This is a genomic window from Streptomyces sp. NPDC058683, from assembly GCF_042716195.1.
GTDB lineage: Bacteria > Actinomycetota > Actinomycetes > Streptomycetales > Streptomycetaceae > Streptomyces.
This window is the reverse complement of the sequence record NZ_JBHXSK010000012.1, coordinates 150097-170842: the sequence shown is the minus strand read 5'-3', so window position 1 is coordinate 170842 and position 20746 is coordinate 150097. Positions and strand designations below refer to the sequence as shown.

General features: G+C 73.7%; 3 protein-coding genes. All 3 read left to right on the top strand.

All coding sequences use genetic code 11. The features are described 5' to 3' along the window. Positions 1 to 9 precede the first annotated feature (9 nt). The 3 genes from ACFWXC_RS15520 (at position 10) to ACFWXC_RS15510 (ending at position 20741) form a co-directional block, all read left to right on the top strand. The gene (locus ACFWXC_RS15520; RefSeq protein WP_384478840.1) at positions 10 to 375 is read left to right on the top strand and encodes a hypothetical protein; all 366 of its coding nucleotides are present in this window, start codon (positions 10 to 12) and stop codon (positions 373 to 375) included. After that, on the top strand, positions 372 to 18767 hold the full coding sequence (locus tag ACFWXC_RS15515; RefSeq protein WP_384478839.1) for a hypothetical protein: 18396 nt from the start codon (positions 372 to 374) through the stop codon (positions 18765 to 18767). Before ACFWXC_RS15520 ends, ACFWXC_RS15515 begins: the two co-directional genes overlap by 4 nt. A 207-nt stretch (positions 18768 to 18974) precedes the next feature. Next, complete coding sequence (locus tag ACFWXC_RS15510; protein ID WP_384478837.1) at positions 18975 to 20741, top strand: hypothetical protein; 1767 nt, start codon at positions 18975 to 18977, stop codon at positions 20739 to 20741. Positions 20742 to 20746 lie beyond the last annotated feature (5 nt).

Below are 20746 nucleotides of genomic sequence, written 5' to 3'. Positions count from 1 at the left end.
TGATTCGGTATGGGTGAGCGATTCGGTGCGGACACCGACGAGATGGGCAAACAGCTGCCGTATTTCGACGGATTCACGAACGACCTGGACGAGGTCGCCGGGAATTTCGAGAACCTGTCGACGGATCCCGGGATCTGGGGTCTCGATGCCTTCGGAAACCAGTTCGCGGCACAGTTCCTTCCCGCCCTCCGCGGGATCACCGATGTCGTACGAGGGGCGCACGGCCTGAGTCTGGACCTCAGGGCCGGCACCGACGCCATGCACGTGAATCTCGGGAAGCTGGAGGACACCAACACCGAGGCGGCCGACGCACTGCGGCGTGCCAGCGGTACGACGGAGCACCGCCCGCCGTCGGGATCCGGGCCGCACGTATGAGTCTGATGATTCCGCCCGAGCTGGACTGGGTGGCCAAGCTCGCGGTGGGTCAGGACTTCCCGAAGGGGGACGAGGACCGGCTGCACGCGCTGGGCGACGCGGTGGACGCCGCCACGCAGCATCTGACGCGGCTGGTGGGCGTGGTGGACCCGGCGACGGCGGGCGTGCTCGCCGCGGTCGGCGGCCAACTGCACGACGAGTACGAGCAGTTCACGCAGCAGATGGCGACGGTGCTGCCGAACGTGGCGTCGTCGGCCCAGGGCCTGGGCGAACTGGCCCGTGAATCCGCCGTGCAGATGGAGTACGCGAAGTACTCGCTGCTGCTGCAGATCATCTGGCTGGCGTACGCGCTGACCGAGCTGTTCGCGTGGGGCCTGCCGGAGGCGGCGGCCGCGATCGTGAAGGGCGTGCAGGCGATCTGCCGGCAGATCCTGCTGGCCGCCTTGCGGAACGCGGCGATCGGTACCGCGTTCATGGTGGGCTCGGACGCGGCGGTGCAGGTCGTGCAGTTCCTGAAGGGCGACCGCACGCACTGGGATCTGCGCAGCACGCTCCAGGCGGCGGAGGGCGGGGCGATCGGGGGCGCGTTCGCCGGCGTCTTCAGCGAGGTCGGGCAACTGGTCGCGCCGAAGTTCGCGGCGTCGCTGGCGGGACAGCTGACCGTGGGCGCGGCGACCGGGGTGGCCACGACCCTGACGACGGACGCCATCAACGGGTTCGAGGGCAACGGCCTCGCCGCCGGGCTGGCCGCCCTCTCCGGAGCGGTGGGCGGGCTCTACGGGGGGCGCAAGGGCGAGAACGCGGGCGACCTGAAACTCCCGGGCCACTTCGACCTCCCCGATCTGTCGGGGACGGGCGACCTGGCCGGTCCGGGCGCGTTCGGCGACGGGGCGGGGGACGGCTTCGGGGTGCCGACTCCGGAGCAGGCCACCGACGGTGCCTGGCTGCGCGGGCAGTGGGAGACCGCCGGGACCGCCGAGCCCGTCGCCGCGTCCGGCAGTACCGGCGACACCCCGGGCACCGCCACGGCCGACACGGCCGGCCCGGCTCGCGTGGTCACCGAAACGCCCGCCGGGGCAGCGGCCTTCGCCGCGGGCGCCGGTGCCGGTGTGCCGGTGTCGGCCGGTACCTCCGCACTGAGCCGCGGGGCGGTGACGGAGCGGGTCGTCGCGCAGGCGCGGGAGCCTTTCGACACGCGCTTCACGACCTGGGCCCGTGCTCTCCCCGACGCCGGTGCGCGGGAGCACCTGCTGACCGAGCCGGGAGCCGCCGTACGCGTGCACCGGGCCGCATGGCAGGCATTGACCTCGGACGCGCGTACGGCGCTGGAGGGGGCGCCGCTCACCGTGCGCGAAGGGTCCGCCGGGCATGCCCTCACGCACACCGAGACCGCGTTCGGACTCGGTGATCCGGCGGTCGTGCACGGGCTGCTGGACCGCGCGGCGGCCGCCGACATGCGGCAGATCGCCGCCGTACGTGCCTTCGACGGCGCCGTACCCACCGCCGGACACGGCGCGGGAGCCGAAGGCGTCCTGTCGCCGGCCGGGCGGGAGGCCCTGCGGCAGGAGTGGTCGGCGCAGACGCGGGCCGACCACGACGACGTCTTCGGCCGCCTGAGCGTCGACGACCGCACCGCACCAGCGCCAGCATCGGCCGACGCGCTCCGGCCCACCGCGGACACGGTCCCCACCAGCAGCGGCACGACCGGCGGTACGACCGGCGCGGTCACCCATACGGAGACCGGGACCGCAACGGCCGGGGCGGTCCCGGGCGCCACGGCGGAACACCCGACCTCCGGCGCGCACTCCACCGTCGGTGGGCCGGAGCGCACGACTGCGGCGCCGGACCGGGTCGTGGACGAGGCGCGGCCTGTCACGGCCGTCACGGAAGCGGGGCCGGGCGCCGAGACGGGGACCGGCGCGCTCGAGACCGGCCTGCATGCGGCATCCGACCCGCACACGGCATCCGACCCGCATGTGGCATCGACCCCGAACACGGCATCGACCCAGAACCCGGCATCCACTCCGAATGCCGGATCCGGCCCGGTGGCTACGGAGCGTCGTCCCGAGGCCGTGTGGCAGGAGCGGATCGCGACGCGGGTGGCCGAGCTGCCGGCCCGGGTGGACGGCCAGCTCGGCCGTGAACAGGCCGCACGCGCCGCCGTGGCAGCGGTCCAGAATCCGACCGGGGGATCGTGGCACCAGATCCTGCCCACCCTCGGCTCCCACTTCACCGACACCTTCAGGCTGCGCGAACACCCTCTGGAGATCGGCCCGGTCAAGGAGGCCGCGGCCGCGGTGTCCCTGACCGGCGCCCAGCGGCATGCCGAGCGCCCGGACGCCCTCACCCCGTCACCTCCCGCGGGCGAGGCGAATCCCCGCGGAACGGACCTCCGCGAGGCGCAGTATCACGTGGCCAGGGCGGCCGCCCGCGACGCGGCGGTCGGTGACGCCGTCGCCGAAGCCCGGACCGTCACGAGGGAGACCGGCGGTCTTCCGGCCGACCTCGCCCAGCGCCACATCGACGCCCATCGCACGCGCGTGGCCGCCCTGTTCGACACCGCCGTCCCCGGCCGTTCCCCCGTCACGGACACCGCCGCGTCCCGCACCGCGACGAGCCCGGAACCGGGCAGGGCCGCCCCTACGGCGGGTGTCTCCCCGGGCGCCGGCGCGCTGGACGGAGCCACCGCTTCCTGGCACACCCGGCGCGCCGACCTGACCGCACGCCTCCAGGCGGATCTGCGCACCGCGCACAGCTCCCGCGACGAGACGACGGCCACCACCCCGCCCCCCGACCCGGGAGGCACTCCGCCCGTCCCGGGCAGGCCGATCACGGACGCGGTGGGTCCCGCGAACCGGCCGACCGGCGCCGTATCCGGCGAACTGCCCGGCTTCACCACCAGATTGACGCCCCAGGACCACGACCGGGCCACCGCCCACGCGGCCGCGGACGGGACCCCGGCGGTGCCGGCGGGCGACCCCGCCCGCACTGTGGCACGCGGCGCACAGTGGCGTGGATTCCTGGAGCGGCGTGACCGTGAGCTGAACATCCGGCTCGACCTGGAGGCCGGGTTCGAGCGGGTCTCGGGGGACCTGCCCGGCGAGGTGGGCCGGGCCGTCGAGCGTTTCACCGCCGAGGACCTCTTCGGTGGCCGCCATTTGGAGAGCGCGCGTCCGGAGACGTCCGGTACGGCGCGCACGGTGGTCGAGGAGTCCTACCGGGAGCAGGTGCACGACGCCTATCTGCTGCTCGCGGCGGAGGCGGACGGCGGTGTGGTGCCCGAGGCGCGGTGGCAGGCGGTGCATGACGCGCTGCGTGAGCAACTGCCGCTGCACGTCGAGCGGATCGCGACCCGGCAACGCGCCCTGGATCTGTTCGCGGGGGAGTTCGACGGGGCGCTGGCGGACTTCCGCCGGCTCGACGTGTTCGGCGGACGGTATCTCCCCGAGGGCGGAGAGGATGTGGCCGGTCTGCTGCACCGTCGCCCCGCCTCGCTCGCCGACCGGCTGCGGGACCCGGCACCGGACGACGTGCCCGCCACGCTGGCCGACGTCCGGTTGCGGGCCATGGTCGACCACGTCCGGGCCGTGGACGCCGTGTTCGCCGAACGGATCCGGCACGGGATCACCGAGACGGTGCGCACCGCGCTCGGCAGGACCGCGTCCGACGGGACCGCGTCCGGCAGGAGCGCGTCCGGCGGGACCGCGTCCGGCGGGACCGCGTCCGGCGGGACCGCGTCCGACGGGACCGCGTCCGGCGGGGAGCGGACGGGCCCGCAGACCGGCGGTGAGTCCGCCGCGGCTCGCGGCCGGGCGGCCGATCCGTTCGCCGCGGACAGTGTGCGGGAACTGCGCGCGGATCTGGACCGGCGGTTGCGGGAGCTGAGCGACCGGGAGCGGTCGGTCGGCCATGCCCTCCAGGTCATGGACCGCGAACTGGCCGCGCCGGAGGAGGACCTGCGGGGCGAGCACGCGCCGCAGGAGGCGCGGGACTGGGCCCGCCGGTCTTTCCGGGCGGACCTGCGGTCGGCGTTCGCGCGTCTCCATGCCGGGGCCGACGGGCAGGCGGGGGAGCGTGCAGCGGCCTGGGAGGCGCACGTCGAGCAGGCGACCACGAAGGAGGCCCTCGCGGCCCGGGTGGCGTACGCCGAGTACCGCCACCACCGGATGGCCGAAGCGGAGCGCGCCTTCGCGCAGGCGGACGCCGACTTCCGTCGTACCCATACCCTCACCCCCCTCGGCGAGTCCCAGCGCGAGCGGGTCCACGAGGAGTGGACGAAGGTCGCGGAACAGGCCGTCGAGGACCACTGGTTCGGCCACCTCGCCCACCCCGACTTCCGCAGCCCCGCCCCCGGCGAGGCCGCCCGGACCCCGAACCCCCGCCCCTTCGCCGACGCCCTGCCCAGGCTGCGGGCCACCCTCCCGGACAGGTTCACGCACGAGGCGGACCTGGAGCACGTCCTGTCCGAGGCGGGCCGGGACTTCCACACCCTCGTCGGCCACCCCGACAGCAGGTTCAGCCACCGGCACACGGTCCGGGACACCACCGTCGACGCGCTCGGCAAGAAGTTCCGCGAGAGGACCGTCACCGCGTACGACGAGGCCTGGTCGCCGGTCGCACACGACATCACCGCCTGGCTGGCCCACGAGGCCCGCCACGAGAACCTCTTCGCCGAGACCCTGACCGCCCACGCGACAGCCCCCCTCGCCCCCCGCGAACCGGACGCGCCGCCCACCCCGGCGCCCCGCCCGGCCGACCCCGCCCCGGACCCGGCGACCCCGGCCGACGGCCCCCGTGCCGATCACCCGGCGGACGACTCCGGGACCACCGCAGCCGACCGGGTTCAGGAGCGGCTGCCCGAACCGACCCGGTCCGCGGACTCCCCGGTGCGCGACGAGCAGCGGCACAGCACACCGGAGCGGACCCCCGATCCGGCCGCCGACGGGCAACTCCAGCAGCAGACGCTCGCGGAGCGCCCCGAGCGGACCGAACCCGCCGACGCACCACCCGTACAAGCATCCCCGGCGCTGCGGAGCGAGGTCCGTCCCAGCGAGCCCTTGCACTCCGGCCCCCGGTTCGACGCCAGGCGCGTCGAAGGCCGGGACGGTACCGAGCTGACCCGACTGACCGTCAAGGTCGCCTTCGCCGAGACCACGGCCGACACCGCTGCGGCCGGCGTCCTGGAGCGGACCCGCACGGGCGTGAGCCGCCTGTTCCACGGCCCGGGCCTGTACTCCCACGGGGGACGCCTGCGCATCACCGTGCAGCAGGTGCAGCCGGACCAGAGCCCGCACCTGACGGTCGGCCTGGCCGGCCACGACGACGGGGCCACGGACCTGTCCACGGACCGGGCCACGGACCTGTCTACGGACCTGTCCACGTGGCCGCAGAACGCCGAACCCGAGCACTACGCCCGTCTGATCGGCCTCCACACGGGCCTGCTGCACCCGTTCACGTCCGAGCCGGCGGACGCGTCGTCACTCAGTGGCCCGCCGGTGGTCCCGGTGGGCTGGCAGACGTTCGAGCGGCAGTCGCTCGCGCCGGTCACCGACCACCCCTTCCTGATCGACCACACCGTCACCCACGACGGCACTCCGGCCGTCCACGTGCACCTCAAGGTGGAAGTCCCGGACGTCACCCGGCAGCTCCCCCCGGCCCGCGACGCCCTCCTCGCCCGCGTCCGCGATTCCGTGACCGCCGGTATCGGCCCCCTGGTCGACACCCTGGCGGCAGGACATACGACCGGCCTCTCCGTGGACTTCGTACGCCCCGGCCGCGGCGCCCTGATCAAGCTCGCCGACGATCCGGCCACCGGTGGCCGGCACCTGCACGTGCCCGTGGAGGAACTGACCTCCCGGCTCGCCGCGGCCCTCGACGGCATCGGCGGCGACGGTTCCGACAGGCTCTCCGCGGCGGCCCGTGACGACGGCACGCTCCTCGACGAGGACACGACCGGCGAGACCGGCACCCTCGTCGGCACCGACCCGCACGCGGAGGGCAAGGGCCTGGAGAGGCCCTTCGCAGAAACCCCGAAGCCGGCTGCCGACATCACGGCCTGGCTGAGGGGTGTGACAGGCGCACACCGCGAGGCGACGGCGCTGTTCGACCCTGCCGGCGTCTCGGCCGACAAGTCCCTTGTGAAGATGTCGTCCGAGCCGCCTCAGGTCCGGCGCAGGGAGATGACGGACGAGGATTTCGAGCGGTACTTCGGATCGCGTCGTACGAGTCCTGGCGCGGTTCCCGGCGGAGCCCCAGGATTCCGGCTCTGGAAAAAGAAGAAGTCGTCCGCGACAGGGGCCGAAAACAATACCGGGCAGGCTTTCGCCGCGGCGCCGGGGCCCAGCCGGCTTCCGTACGGTGGCGCGCCCGGCCGGAACAGTTCAGGGCAGGCGAGTGCTGCTGCGCCGCCGGTTCCCGTGCAGGCGGCACCGGTGCATGTGCCGCCCGCCGTCGAGGGGTATGCGGGAGCTCTGGGTTTTGAAGCCGAGCTGCATGACTATCTGGTAAGTATTCCGCCGGGGGACAGCGAGGGAAATTACCCTGTTGCTGTTGAGTCGCCGAATCTGACGATCACCTTCGACTCCGCCAATGGCGTCGTCCTGGAGGTGGTGAGCAAGCCGGCGCGCGTGCTCGACGGGGGATCGTCCGACGGCCGTGCCGACAGGCGGCAGGTCATGGCGGAGTTCGCCGACGTCATGCGGCGGCTGGGCCAGGCGCGTTCCAACCAGCCGCTGGGAAGCATCTTTCCTGAGCGCGCCGGTTACAGCGTCGACCCTCTGGCCGCTGAATTCCCCGTTCGGCGCAGATCTGGGGGAGGGGGAGCGGAGCGTCTCTTCCTGCACTACACGGTCGGGGTGCCCATCGGCGGTCTCGCCGAGTTCATCAGGCACGCCGGCAGCCATGTCCGACAGGACTCCTTCGTCAACCAGGCGGCGCGGCGGCATGCCGACGACGCCCTGGAATTCGGGCGCCAGGGCGCCGAGCGGTTCCGGCAGTGGAGGGCGACGGCGTCGCACTTCGCCCGTTACGGCCACGGTGACGACGTACGGGAGATCGAAGGTTTCCTTGCGCTCACCTATACACAGGTGGCCGCCGTGGCCCAGTACGCTCTGACCCGGCAATCTCTTCTGAAGAACTTCAGTATCGTGTCGTCACGCGAATCACTCGCCGGGATGCGTGCGGAACTCAGCGAGCCGGTTCGGGGGTTCCTACAGGCGGATGCCGGTTATCTGCGTCAGTCCTTCCAGGCGACATTCAGCAGTCACGCTCGTGCCACCACCTCGTTCGAAGGTGGTCGTGTTCTCGACAGTCTCCTGCCCCTGCGCTGGGCCCGTGACACGGAGAGAGTCCATGCCCGGATCGGCGACTACCTCGACAACGCGTTGCTCGCCAACCCCGCGCGCACTCTGCGGCAGCGCGAGGTCATGGGGATCAGAAGCGACTTCACCGAACTCGACCACAACCGTCATGGCGGCGCTCCGCTGATCCAGCCGTCCGTGGCGCGGCTCGAACTGCGGTCCCACGGAGCACGGGACGCGACGACGGCGGACCTCACGGCCAACGTCGACGACCTCGCACGGACCTCGCTCCGCTTGTACAACGACGCTCGTGGACGTCGTGGACTGCCACCGGTCGGCCGCCCTGTCGCGGTCCCACCGGCATACGGAGCACAGACGGGTGCCATGACGCAGTCGGCCGTACCCCGGCCGCCGAGCAGATCAACCCGTCTCCGCGGGCCCTACGGCGGTGTGCTCGGAGCCTGGCCGCCGGCGCACTCAGCCGCCGTCGGTGACCGTCCGGTCGCGGGGCACACGTCCACCGCCGGTCCGTCGCGCGTGGGTCTCGACGGGCCGCGGCCGGGTATCCCGTCCACCCCGCGCGCCGCGCAGGAAGCCCACCTCACCGAAGTCGTAAGTGATCGGGGAGGGACGGGCGCGGACGACCTGACCGCCTATCTGACACCGGCCAGCGGGATCCTCCAACAACACGCGCCCTTCCCCCCGGTGATCGGCAACCTGCCCGGCGAGAAGGCCGCACGTGCGGAACACCGCGCGGCCGCCAAGCGCGTCGCCGAGGCCCTGCGCGACGGCGGACCCGAAGCGGCCGATCGAGTCGCCCGCGGCATTGCCGAGCAGCGCAAGGCAGCCGATCCCGGTGCGAAGACACCTCAGCGGGTGACCGGCGAGGTCCCGGGCGACGACGGCGCCAGGGCCGGTCTGTTCGCGGGTTCGCCCGCCTCACGGCGGAACGACGAGCGGCGGCCCGGGCCGTCCACACCGTACAGTTCCGCGGGCCAGCGATCGGCGACGCGCGGCGGCGCCCCCGGGCCGGTGGCCGGTCCCTCCCAGAGCCATGGCGGGGCGGCCGCGGTCTACCAGAGCGCCGAGGAGCTCACCGCCGATCTGCAACGGGCGCTGGTTCCCGTCACCGTGCCCCAGTTCCTGCCGCCCGGGCCCCTGGGCCCCGACCTGTTCGGTCTGCGGCGAGCGCCCGGCGTTCCGGCCGTGCTGCGCGACCAGGCGGGTGTCCCGTACGACTACTCGGGGCTGTCCGCCGACGCGAAGGTGGAGTTCCTGCGGCGCGTGGACATGGCCGCGCAGAGCTCGAACCAGGTCATGGACCCACGGGGATGGCAAGTACCGCAGCGCCGGTTCAGCCACTCCCGCGCGCTGTTCACCACGCAGTGGCACTCCGGTTCCGCGCGCCGACGCGTCGATCCGCTGCCGTTCACCACGCTGGAGATGCCCCGGCTGGTGCACGCCATCTGGCTGGGCGGTCCGCTCAACACAGCCGACGCCCCGCGGTTCTGGGAGCGGTACGGCAACGACGCGAGGCGTTTCGGCAACGAGGCGACCTTCGTGCTGTGGACCGACGTACCGCGTGCGGAGATCGGAAACGCCCTGGCGGGGCACCGGGGGCCCGCCGGCACCCGGGCCGCCAAGGTCTTCGACCTCGTCCAGTGGGCGGGACGCGCCGGCATTCGTCTCCTCAACGTCGACGAGGTGTTCAACGACAACCGTCCGATGCGGCTCAACGACGCGTTCCGCACCGAGCTGGCGAAGCGGACCGGGCCGGGCTGGGCCGCCGCGAGCGATCTGCTGCGGGTGGCGGTCGTCAAGGAGTTCGGCGGCCTCTACAGCGACGGCGACCATGTGATCGACAGCCTGGCCGACCTGCACGACATCGGCCAGGGGAATCGCCCCGACACCTACGCGGTCTACTCCCAGTTCGTTCCGCAGACCCAGAACTACGACATCGCGAACGGGGTCCTGCTCGCGCCGGCCGGCCATCCGGTCCTGACGATGCTGGAGGACACCCACCTGCGGAACTACGAGAAGACCCAGCGGCAGCTGTACCAGCCCTTCAGCAACGCCATTCAGGCCGGCCGGGTCGACATGAGCACACATCGCTATTCCGTCATGTTCCGGACGGGGCCCAACACCTTCACCGACCTGTTCGTCGATCTCGGCTATGTCAACACCGTCCGGGTTCCCTCCGTCCAGCACATCACGATGAGTTTCGAGGGCAGCTGGCGGGCGGCCGTGCCCCCCGTGAGCGTCGCCGAGAACTGGCCGAAGGACCGCACCCGGGCTCTTGCCAAGAGCCTCGTCCACACCGCGGTCCGGGGCCTGTACAACCGCGACGGCGACCTGCACCTCACCCAACTGGACAAGGCGATCCGGAAATCGGGGCACCCCGACCGGGATCTGCTGTGGCGGAGCGTCTTCCAGTTCCTGCAGTCCCGGAACGACCTGGCGAGCCGGGTCAGAACCGTGACCCCCACGTCCTGGGACGACAACACCAGTCGCTGGGAACCGGTGGTACTGCCCCCGGACATCGCCGCCACGATCCAGTACGCGCAGGCACCGCCGGACGTGTGGCTCGCCGAGTACTCCTACCGGGCGAGGCTGTGGCAGCCCGGCCTGGCCGGCGGTGCACCGGCCACCGGTCGTGGCCCGGACTTCGAGCAGGATCCCGCGTCGGCAGGCCCTTCCCCCCGCGCACAGAAGGCGCGCCAGGAAGAACCGGCGCACCAGGATCCGCCGGCCGAGGCAGGCCCCGAGACCCTCGGCGCCCTCGCGGAGGCCGACACGTCGCCGGACCTCGCGGACCGCTTCGACGCGCTCGTGGAGGCCCTGGTGAGGGAGCGTGGCAGTGCGATACGGGAGGCCGTGGCGGCGAACCGCCACGACCGGCGCGACGCACGGGTCCTGATCGGGAACGGCATCGAGACCGTGCTCGCGCGTCAGCGGCGGGCTCTGCGGCTGCTCACGGCGGCCGAGGAGCGGGAGCCCGGGGAGGCGCGTCACCGGGAGCTCCTCGACCGGCTGAACGCCCTCCACACGGCTTTCGAGACCAGCGTGACGGCACCGGCTGCCACGAGCTCTCGCGAGGACCCCGCCGGTGCGCAGACCACGGACGGCGACGTCATCGAGCAGACCGTCCGGCCCCCCTGGTACACCGCCCACGGCATGCTCGGAGTGCACACCCTCCGGGATGCCGTCGGCTGGTCACGCGACGAGGCGAACGGCCATGCCCGCGAGATCGCGGCGCGGCTCGCCGACCGGGAACTCGCCCGGGCCGTCGAACCGCACATCGCCGAACTGCTCACCGCGGAGGGGCCCGCCGCGTGGCACTCCCTGCTGGCCGGCGGACGGATGGTGCCGCTGGACGGGCGGGTGGTGTGGCTGCGGCCGGTGCTGCACAACTTCAGGGCGTCCGAGGCACCGGCGGCGGCCGACGCGGTCCGCGACTACGAGGTGCGGTACGCCGCCACCTCCGTCCAGAACGCCGAGACCCGCGCGACCACCCGGGCCGCGGACACGCTGCTGTTCGCCGCCCTGAACCTCAAGACGGCGGTGGCCTCGGCGTTCGTGGGGACGCCGGTGATCACCGGCCAGGCGGAACGGATCACGAACACCAAGGTCAAGCAGGACGTCGTCAGCGGGCGCAAGGTGTTCGTGGCGGACGTCAACGCGTTCGACGCGGATCTCCGGGTCGAGATCTTCGCCGACGGGCAGCGGAGCGACCCCGAGCACCCGTACTCCGTACCCCGGGCCATGACCGTGGAGTTCCCGGACGCCTACTCACAGCCCGACGAACCCGTGGTCGCGCCGGGCGGGGAACCCGTCGCGACCACGGCGGACGCGACGGCGACGACGAACGGCCCGCAGGCCGCCCGCGGCCCACGCCCCAGGCCGGCCGGCGAGGTGGTCAACGCCCTCGACACCGCGCCCGTCGTCGCCGCGCTGCAGCAGGCGCTGCGCGCGCAGGAGCTGAACCCCCGGGTCACCGCGGAGGTGGTCCGCGAGGCCACCAAGCTGCTGAACGAGTCCACACTGCTCGACCGCAGCCGGTGGTCGTTCACCAGCGGCGACCCGAGCAACCCCATCGTGAGGGGCCTGGACCTGCCCGGCCTGCACGGCTTCGACGGCCATTTCCGGCTCCGTACCGACATCGTCGGCCTCCAGCTGATCGGGTTCGCCCCGTCCAGGACCCGGCAGGACCTCGGAGTCGGCCTCTCCCGGCTCGACGGGCACGGCGGCAAGAGCGCGATCAGCTACAGCGTGCTCGCCAACGTCAGCGGACTGAACGTGCCGACCCTGTCCGAACGGGTCCGCGCCTTCGCGCCGCTGGCGGGACTCGGCCTCGGCACGGGCCGGAAGTGGAGCCATACGCTCACCTCGCAGCCCCTCTCCCACGCCATCCTCAACACCGACACGATGCAGGCCCGGTACCGGGCCCGGGTGCGGGTCAACGTCGAGTGGACGAGCCGCAGCCACCCGCGGCTGGGCACGGTCGACGCGCTCACCGACGCGGACATCAGCGTGCCCTGGCGCGACGGCGCGGGCGCCCGGGAGTTCGAGGAGCACGTCCTCGGCGGGGTGCACAGCCCCGCCGTACGGGACGCGGGACCCGTCGTGGAGCGCGGCCCGGTCGCCGCGCAGCCGCATGTGCGGGCGCTGCTGCGGGAGGCGGGGATCGCCCCCCGCCGCACCGAGGTCCGCCCCGCACGTCTGGACACCCCGGCCGAGGAACAGGTCCGCCGGGCCAGGGCCCTGCCGGCCGCCGAACCGCCCGCCCTGGCGCGGCGGCACGGCATCGGCTACGCCGTCGCCGCCGCCCTGCCCGGTGCCGCGCTGGTCGAGGAGCACTTCCGGTCGGCGCTGCGGGACCTGGCCGGCCGGGACCGCGGTGTCTCCTGGGCACTGGTCGACCGGCAGCTGTCGTCGTACTTCGGCCAGCCGGCGCTGGAGGGCGAACTGCACAATCTGCTGGCCGGGGTGGCGCACACGATCCACGCCGGCGACCGCCGGCTGAGGCTTTCCGTCCGGGCCCATCTGCTCGATCACCGGGGCACGGTGTCCTATCCGATGACCGTCAACAACCGGGCGGCCGTCGGCGAGACGCTGGCCGCGCACGTCGACACCACCCGCACCGTCTCCGGCGGCCTCGGTGCGGCCGTGCGGTTCAAGGTCAGCTCCGCGGCCCGGCTGCAACTCGGCGGCCTGCGCTTCCGGCTGCGTGCCGACACGGGCCGTGCCGAGGGTTTCACGGACGTCGCCAAGAGCTACCGGCGCATGGAGAACGTCAACGACGTCGACGAGCACCGCTACGACGTCGTCTACGAGTTGTCCCTCGTACCCGAGAACCGGCCGCGGGAGGCGTCGCGCTGGTGGATCGACGAGCCGGGGCTGCTGGCGCAGATCGTGGTGCCGCAGGAACACGCCCCGCGGGAGCATCCCGCCCCCGAGGACCTGCTGGACGCCGGGAAGGTCGCGTTCTCCAGGGGCTGGCCCGGCGAGCGCGAGGCCCGGTTCGACTTCGGCCGGGGATCCGCGGGCCTGTACCCGGCGTTCCCGTACAGCCCCGCCCTCGAAGCCCTGGCCGCCGACCTGTTCTCCCGGGTGCACGGGCTGCCGCGAAGCCGCCCCGGACGGGAAACGCTGCTGCCCGAGGCCCTGTCGGCGGCGACCCGGCCCGGCGACCTGGCGGCGTACTTCGGCCAGCTCGTCGAAGCGACGGGCCGGGTCGTGCGGCTGCCGGACGTGAACGGCTGGCACTCGACCATGAAGCTGCGGCTGCGCGGCTACCGGCCGCGCCGCGCTCCCGAGGCGGCCGGTGCCGGCCCCACCGAGATCGAGCAGTACGCCCAGGCGGTCGCCCGCCGCTCCGAGCGGCGGAACCTGGGAGTGTCGCTGACCTTCCAGGCCGGGCTCGGGCCACAGATCCGATTCGGCTCCGACCTCGGCAACGACGCGGAACTCGCCGACGCACACGGCGAGGAGCACCTCGACGCCCACCGCCCCGGTGGGCGGGTCGTCGCGTCCGCGCACGCGGAGATCGGCTGGCAGCCCTACAGCCGGGCGCGCGAGCGGGACAGGGGCGCGATCGAGGTCACCCGGGCGACCTACGCCGACTCGGTCGCCTTCCGGGCGGACGCCGCCTACGAGGTGACGGTGACCCGGTGGAAGCCGGGCCGGGACCCGCAGTCGGTGACGCGCCATCTGCGGGTCACCGACGGCATGGAGCTGCTGGCCCCGACGCGCAGGGTCGAGGACATCCTGCCCGAGGCAGGCCCCACACCCCTTCCCGAACCGGCTCCCGCACCGCACCCCCCGGCCGCCGGCCCGGCCGTCGCCGGGAGCGGCCCTACCGGCGAGGTCACCCGGGGCTACCTGGGCGGCCGGCTCCTGCCCGCCGCGTCCCATCCGGAGCTGCTCGACGCGGACTCCGTCCTGCCCTACCTAGTCGAGCGCCTCGCCGGCCGGGGCGTCCTGCGGGCCGGCGCGGCCGACAGGGGGACTCCGCTGTGGCGGTCCCTCCAGGCGGCGTTCCGCTCCGAGTCGCTCACCACGCAGTGGGCCGCGCTCACCGACGGCGGCGTACGGCGGTGGTTCCCCGTCGACGCCGCGGAATCCTCCGCGCTCTCGGGCTTCGCCGGCACCAGCCACTACCTGTGGGTGAACGTCGAGGTGACGGACATGGCGGCCGCCCACGCGCACCGCCACCGCGACGGGGTCAGGCTCACCCTGCGCGGCGAGTCCGTCACCGACGAGACGAACGTCCGCGGCCGGGGCACCTCCCACGGCTTCGGCGTGGAGGCCGAGGCGCGCGGGGGCGAGCGGGTCCCGGAGAACGACCGGCAGGCCCACGGCGCGCTGGGCGTCACCGCCGGGCTGGTCGGCCGGGACATCCGCACGGTCACGGTCGTGCACAAGGACGTCGACATCTACCGGGCCGACACCCGGGACTCCTCGGAGGAGTTCACCCACCGGCTCGGCTTCCGGGTGCGGATGGGTGTCACCACGCAGCTGCCGGAGGTCCTGGGCTCCGTCGGCCGGACACTGGCGGGTGCCACCGCACTGATCGCCCGCCCGTTCGGCGCCCGGCACCTGGTGGAGAACGCCTGGTACCGCCACCAGCCGTGGAGCTGGCAGCACAGCAGCGACGGCACCCCGCTCGGCGGCGAGGTACGGCTGCTGGTCCCGTCCCATCTGACGGTCGCCACGGACGTGCCCGCCGCCGGATCTCCGCTCGCCCGGGTGCCGGTCGGAACCCCGCGCTGGAGCGGCCCCGACGGCACGACGGCCCGGCCCGGACCGGAGCCGCGCCGGATCGCGGACCTCCTGGCGGAACTCCACCCGTGGGACGTGCCGGCCGCCCGGGCGGTGCGCGAGTGGGCCAAGGTGGCCGGCACACCGAGCCGGAAACAGCCCGACCTGGAAGCCGCCGGTACCCGTGACGTTCCGGCCGTCGGCCTCCTCACCCGGCACGGACTCCGCTACCACCAGGAGACCGCCCATTCCGCGATCCGCGCCCGGATCTCCCGCCTCCTCGCCCACGACTACCAGGTCGACGTCGCCGGCCGGACGGTCACCGTCGGCTTCGAGCTGACCTCCGCACAGCGGCTGCACCCCGACGGCCAGGACGTGCCCTTCAAGGCCCGGCGCTACCAGCCGGGCGGCAGGACCGAACACGTGGGCGCCGAGCGGGACGCGGGCAGGTATGCGGGCCTCATTCCCGAAGGCGGGGGCAGCGGGGGCGGCGCGGTCGCGCTGATGGGGCGCGAGATCCTCGAAGCCGGCCGGGAGCGGGGCAACGGGATCGCCGGCGGCGTCTCGGAAACGGTGGAGCACAACCGCGCCGGCACCCGGTCGTACGCCTACTACCGCTTCGGTGTCGACGTCGTCATGCGGGGCCCCGGGGGGCGGGAGCTGCGCGTCCACGTACCCGACGGCCTGACCGGGATGCTGCCGGTCACCGACGGCCGGCTCGCGGCCGCACTCGTGGCGGACCTCGGCCACCTCTTCGCTGGGCCGGCGCCGGTCGAGCCTCCCACCCCGGACCCGGACCAGCTGCTCCTCGACGCGACCAACGCCGAGCTGCGGAGGCTGAAGTGGCCCGGCGGAGCCACCGATCTCGACACCGTGCTCACGTACCGCAGCACGTACACGTCCGCCCAACTGCTGCACCAGCCCGTGCGCCACATCGGCGAACGGATCGCCCGCACCATCGCCAACCGCGGCGAGAGCGTCGGACTGGCCGGGAGCTCGCCCGCCTCGCGGCGCAATGACGAGGGCGGGTCGCAGCGCCGGTCCGGGCCGTCCACACCGTACGGTGCCTCGGGCCATCGGTCGGCGAGCCGGGCGGGGACCCCCGGGCCGGTGGCCGGTCCCGCCCGGCGTGACGGCGGTGCGGCGGGGTACCGGAGCGCCGGTGACCTCGTCGCCGATCTGGGCCGGGTGGCGGTCCTTCCCGCGGCGGGCCCGTTCCAGGAGCACGGAGCCCTGGGGCCCGACCTGTTCGGTCTGCGGCAGGCGCCCGCCGTTCCGGCCGTACTGAGGAACCCGCAGGGCATCCCGTACGACTACTCGCGGCTGTCCGCCGACCTGAAGGTGGAGTTCCTGCGGCGGGTGAACATGCTCGCGCGGACGCCCGGCCAGGGCATGGACCCGCTCGGATGGGGCGTGACACAGGGGCAGTTCAGTTACTCCCGCCGGTTGGCCGGCCGGGAGTGGCACTTCGGTCCCTCTGCCCGGCGCCGTGAGCTGCTGGCCTCCGACACACTGGAGATGCCCCGGCTGGTCCACGCCATCTGGCTGGGCGGTGCGCTCAACCCGGCCGACGCCCCACAGTTCTGGGAGCGGTTCTACGGCGACGCACGCCGCTTCGGCAACGAGGCGACCTTCGTGCTGTGGACCGACGTACCGCGTGCGGAGATCCGGGACGTCCTGGCAGGAGTGGGGCAGGGGGCGCCCGCCGGCACGCGGGCCGCCAGGGTCGGGGACCTCGTCAGATGGGCGCAGGACTCCGGTATCCGCCTCGTGAACGTCGACGAGGTGTTCAACAGGAATCGCCCGATGCGGCTCAACGACGCGTTCCGGACCGAGCTCGCGAAGCAGACCGGGCCGGGCTGGGCCGCCGCGAGCGACCTGCTGCGGGTGGCGGTCGTCAAGGAGTTCGGCGGCCTGTACAACGACGGCGACCAGGTGATCGACAGCCTGGCGGACCTGCGCGCCATCGGCCAGGGAATCCGCCAGGAAACCTACGCGATCTACGCCGAACGCAATCCGCGAACCGGTCAGGTCAACATCGCGAACGGAGTCGTCCTCGCGTCGGCCGGCCACCCGATCCTGACGATGATCGAGGACATGTACGAGTACAACTACTCCCGGACCCAGGGGCAGCTGTACGAGCCTTACCTGCCGGCCATCAACGCCCGCGCGATCGACATGAACCTGCACCGCCACTCCGTCATGCTCAGGACGGGGCCCAGCAGTTTCAGCGGCCTGTTCGGTGAACTGGGGTATTCCCACACCCTGCCTCCTTCCGCCGCGCACATCACGGTGCACTCCGAGAACACCTGGCGGACAGCGCCGTCGTCCGAAGGCGTCGTCGAGCAGTGGCCGAGGGACCGCACACTGGCTTTCGCGAAGAATCTCGTGCACTCCGCGGTCCGGAGCCTGTACAACCGGAACGGCAACCTGCACGTCACCGGGTTGAACGAGGCCATCCAGAAGTCGCGGCACCCGGACAAGGATCTGCTGTGGCGGGGTGTTTTCCAGTTCCTGGGCTCCCGGGGCGACCTGAGGACTCAGATCAGGATGATGACGCTCGACTCCTGGGAGGGCGGCAACAGGGGCTGGGTACAGGTGCAACTGCCCCAGGACGTCTGGGCCATGATCTCGTTCACCCCGAACGGGCAGCCGTTCGAGTGGCTCTCGGAAAACTCCCAGTGGGCGACCTTGCTGCCGGCGGCCGCGCCGGCACCTGTACCGGCATGGAGCCGGCAATCGCAACGTACGGCCGGTGGTGCATCTGCCACCGCCCGTGCCGGTGACTCCGAGCAGGATCCCGCGTCGGCCGGGCCCTCCTCGCGCCCGCAGGAGACGCGGCGGGACGAGGCGGAGCCCCACCAGCCGTCGGCCGAGGCCGGTCGGGACGCCCTCGGCGATCGCACGGAAGGCGGCGCGGCGCCGGACCTCGTGGAGCGGTTCGACGCGCTCGCGGAGGCCCTGGTCAAGGAACGCGGCAGGGCGGTGGGGGACGCCACGGCGGCGTACCACCAGGACCAAGGCGCCGCACGGATCCTGATCGGGAACGACACCGAGACCGTGCTGGAGCGTCAGCGGCGCGCCCTCCGCCTGTTCACGGCGGCCGAGGAGAGGGCGCCCGGGCAGGACCGCCACCGGGAGCTGCTCGACCGGCTGCGTGCCGTCCACGCGGCTCTCGAAACCGCCTCGCGGGCACCGGCCGAGCCCGGCGGGCGGGACACGTCGTCCCCGGCGGGTTCCCGCGCGGACCACGCGGTGCCCGACCGGCCGGCGGACGGGGCCGCGCGGGCGGAACAGCCCGCGAGGGCGGCCGCTCACCCGCATCCGGTGGCCGAGGGGAACGGGAGACCCGCGAGCTCCACCGGCACGCCCGAGGCTCTCGGCTCTCTCGACGCGGAGCACGCGCCCGCGCACGTCGACGGGAGCGCCGCGCGCGAGGCCGACGTGCCGGTACTCCTCCGGTACCTGGTCCACGACCGGTTGCGGGACCTGCGGTGGGACACGGATCCGCCGGACGACACGCTGGTGGGCGCGGTCCGCGGCGCGCTGGGCGAGGAGTGGCGGCACCGCCCCGACCACGAGGTGGGCGACGAGGTCGCGCGCCGTATCGCGGCGGTCCTCGCCCCCATCTCCCAGCCGCACGGCGGCATGCCCGACCGGACGGTGCTGCTGGGACACGTACAGCGCATCGCCGGCGACCGGGGACCCGAGATCACCGAGGAACGGCTGCGCGCCGCCCTCGCCGGCCTCCCCCCGGCCGACTGGACCCTTCGTGAGGACGCCTTGGCCGCACGCCTGGCCGCCGGCGTGCTGGGCGGGCGGCGACAGCCGTAGGCGGGCCCGCGGCGCGTCCGTTCGTACCCGCGATGCTGCCCGTAGGGCTCGACTTGGGGCCGGCATGCCAACGGTCCGACGCGGGCTCGTGAACGCAAAACCCCTGGTCCAGGCGGTACTTGAGGCCGGCGCAGGCCGGGTTCGGGTACCGCCCGGGACCGCCGTGAGGAGGCTCCGCTCGATTACCGTTCGAAAGGTGACGGTGACATGGACGACTCCTGTGATCCGGAGGCGGCGATGAGCGGGCGGTCCACCCGGCGGAGCACCGGCCGACGCCGTGCCGACCGGCACGGCGGCGAGGCGGCCCTGGAGATCACCGGTACGGACGGCGTCTTCGCCGTGCACGCGGCGGGCCGGCCGCCCGGCCATCTCGTGGGCGTGGCCGCCGAGTTGCGGCAGGGACGCCCCGCGGACCACGTGACCGTACTGGTGGGCGCCGGCTTCGAGGAGCCCGAGGCGCTCCGGGCACGGCTGGCCCCGGCCCTGGACGAGGCCCACGCGGCCGGTGCGCGCGTCCTGCGGCTGGTGATGTCCGGCGCCGCCGCCGACCGCCCCGACCGGCCCGCCGCGGCACGCGCGTTCAGCGAGTCCGGGCCCTTCGAGGTCCTCGCGCCCCGTGGCCTGGTCGTGGTGGCCCCGGGCGGGACCCTCTTCGCGCCCGATCTGCCCGACATCCCGGGCGGCTGGTGGAACTTCTCCTCCGGGCTGGTGCCCCGCCGGGTCGGCACCCGGCTGCCGCAACCGCAGTGGCAGGCCGCGGTGGAACGCACCGCCCCGGCGGCCGTCGGCGGATGTGTGGTGGAGCAGATCCCGGCGGGCCTGCTGGTCCTGCCCGCCGGAACCCCGCCGGAGGGCGCGTCCGCGCTGCGGTACGCGATGCCGCCGGACGCGGCCGGCCCGCTGCTCGTCGTCGGCTCCTCCCGGACCGCGACCGTGCCCCCCGACGCCCTCGCCGAGGTGATCGCGGCGCTCCCCGCACAGGTCCGCGGCACGGTGCGGCTCGTCCCCGGCGGCGACGCCGACCTGCTCCCCGTCGGCCGGCGGGTCGCCGACCTGCTCGGCGTTCCCGTCCAGGTGCTCAGCGGACGGCCGTTGCTGCTGGACGATCCGGAGCGGGTCGACGACCGGGGCAGGGCCACGACACCGCGCGTGGTGCTCACCGACGAGACCGGCGAGCCCTCCTGGCGGCCCTATGTGGAAACCGTCACCTGTGTGCCCTCGGACGGCGGTGCCGCGCCCGCGCCGCGCCTGGGCGCCTGGCGGCCGCCCATCAGCGGACTGCGCCCGGGACTAGAACCCGGCGCGATGATGCTCGACCGCAAGTGGGAGGTCGTGGTCACCAGGGCAGGACTGTGGATCGGCCCGAACGGCCTTCCGGTACCGGAGGACATCGCCGCCCGCCCGGTCCTGCCCGAACTCATGACGGTGGACGTCGGCGTACCCGGCGAAGCCCTCGACGACTCGGTCTGGGAACCCCTCGACCGCCTCTTCACCGCCCTCCAGGACGACGTACGCGAGCGCACCCTCGTCCGGTTGCAGGGCGACGGCTCGGACGACGACCTGCGTGCCGTGCGCCGGCTGGCCGTCGTCCACGGCCTGGCCGTGGCACCGCGCGACTGGCAGGGCTCGGTGGAGACACTCGCCGCCGCGGAGCCCGCCGTACTGCCGGAGCCGGTGCAGCCGGACTTCGCCCTGCAGGCGGAGCCGGCCGGCGAGAGCGCCGAGAACGTACGGCCCCGGCCGACGGTGTCCCCGGCAGCGCGCCAGCAGCCCGAGCCGGAGCCGGTCCCGGAGCCGGTCCCGGTCCCGGAGCCCGGGACCGGGCAGGTGCCCGGCGGGGCCGCAGGCGGGGCGTTGCGGCTGGTGGCCGAGCCCGTGCCGAGGCCCCCGGCCGTCACCGTCACCTTCACACCGCCGGCCGTACCGCCCGAGCCGCCGCCCGAACGGGGAGAGACGTCCGGCTCGCCGGGGTGACGTCC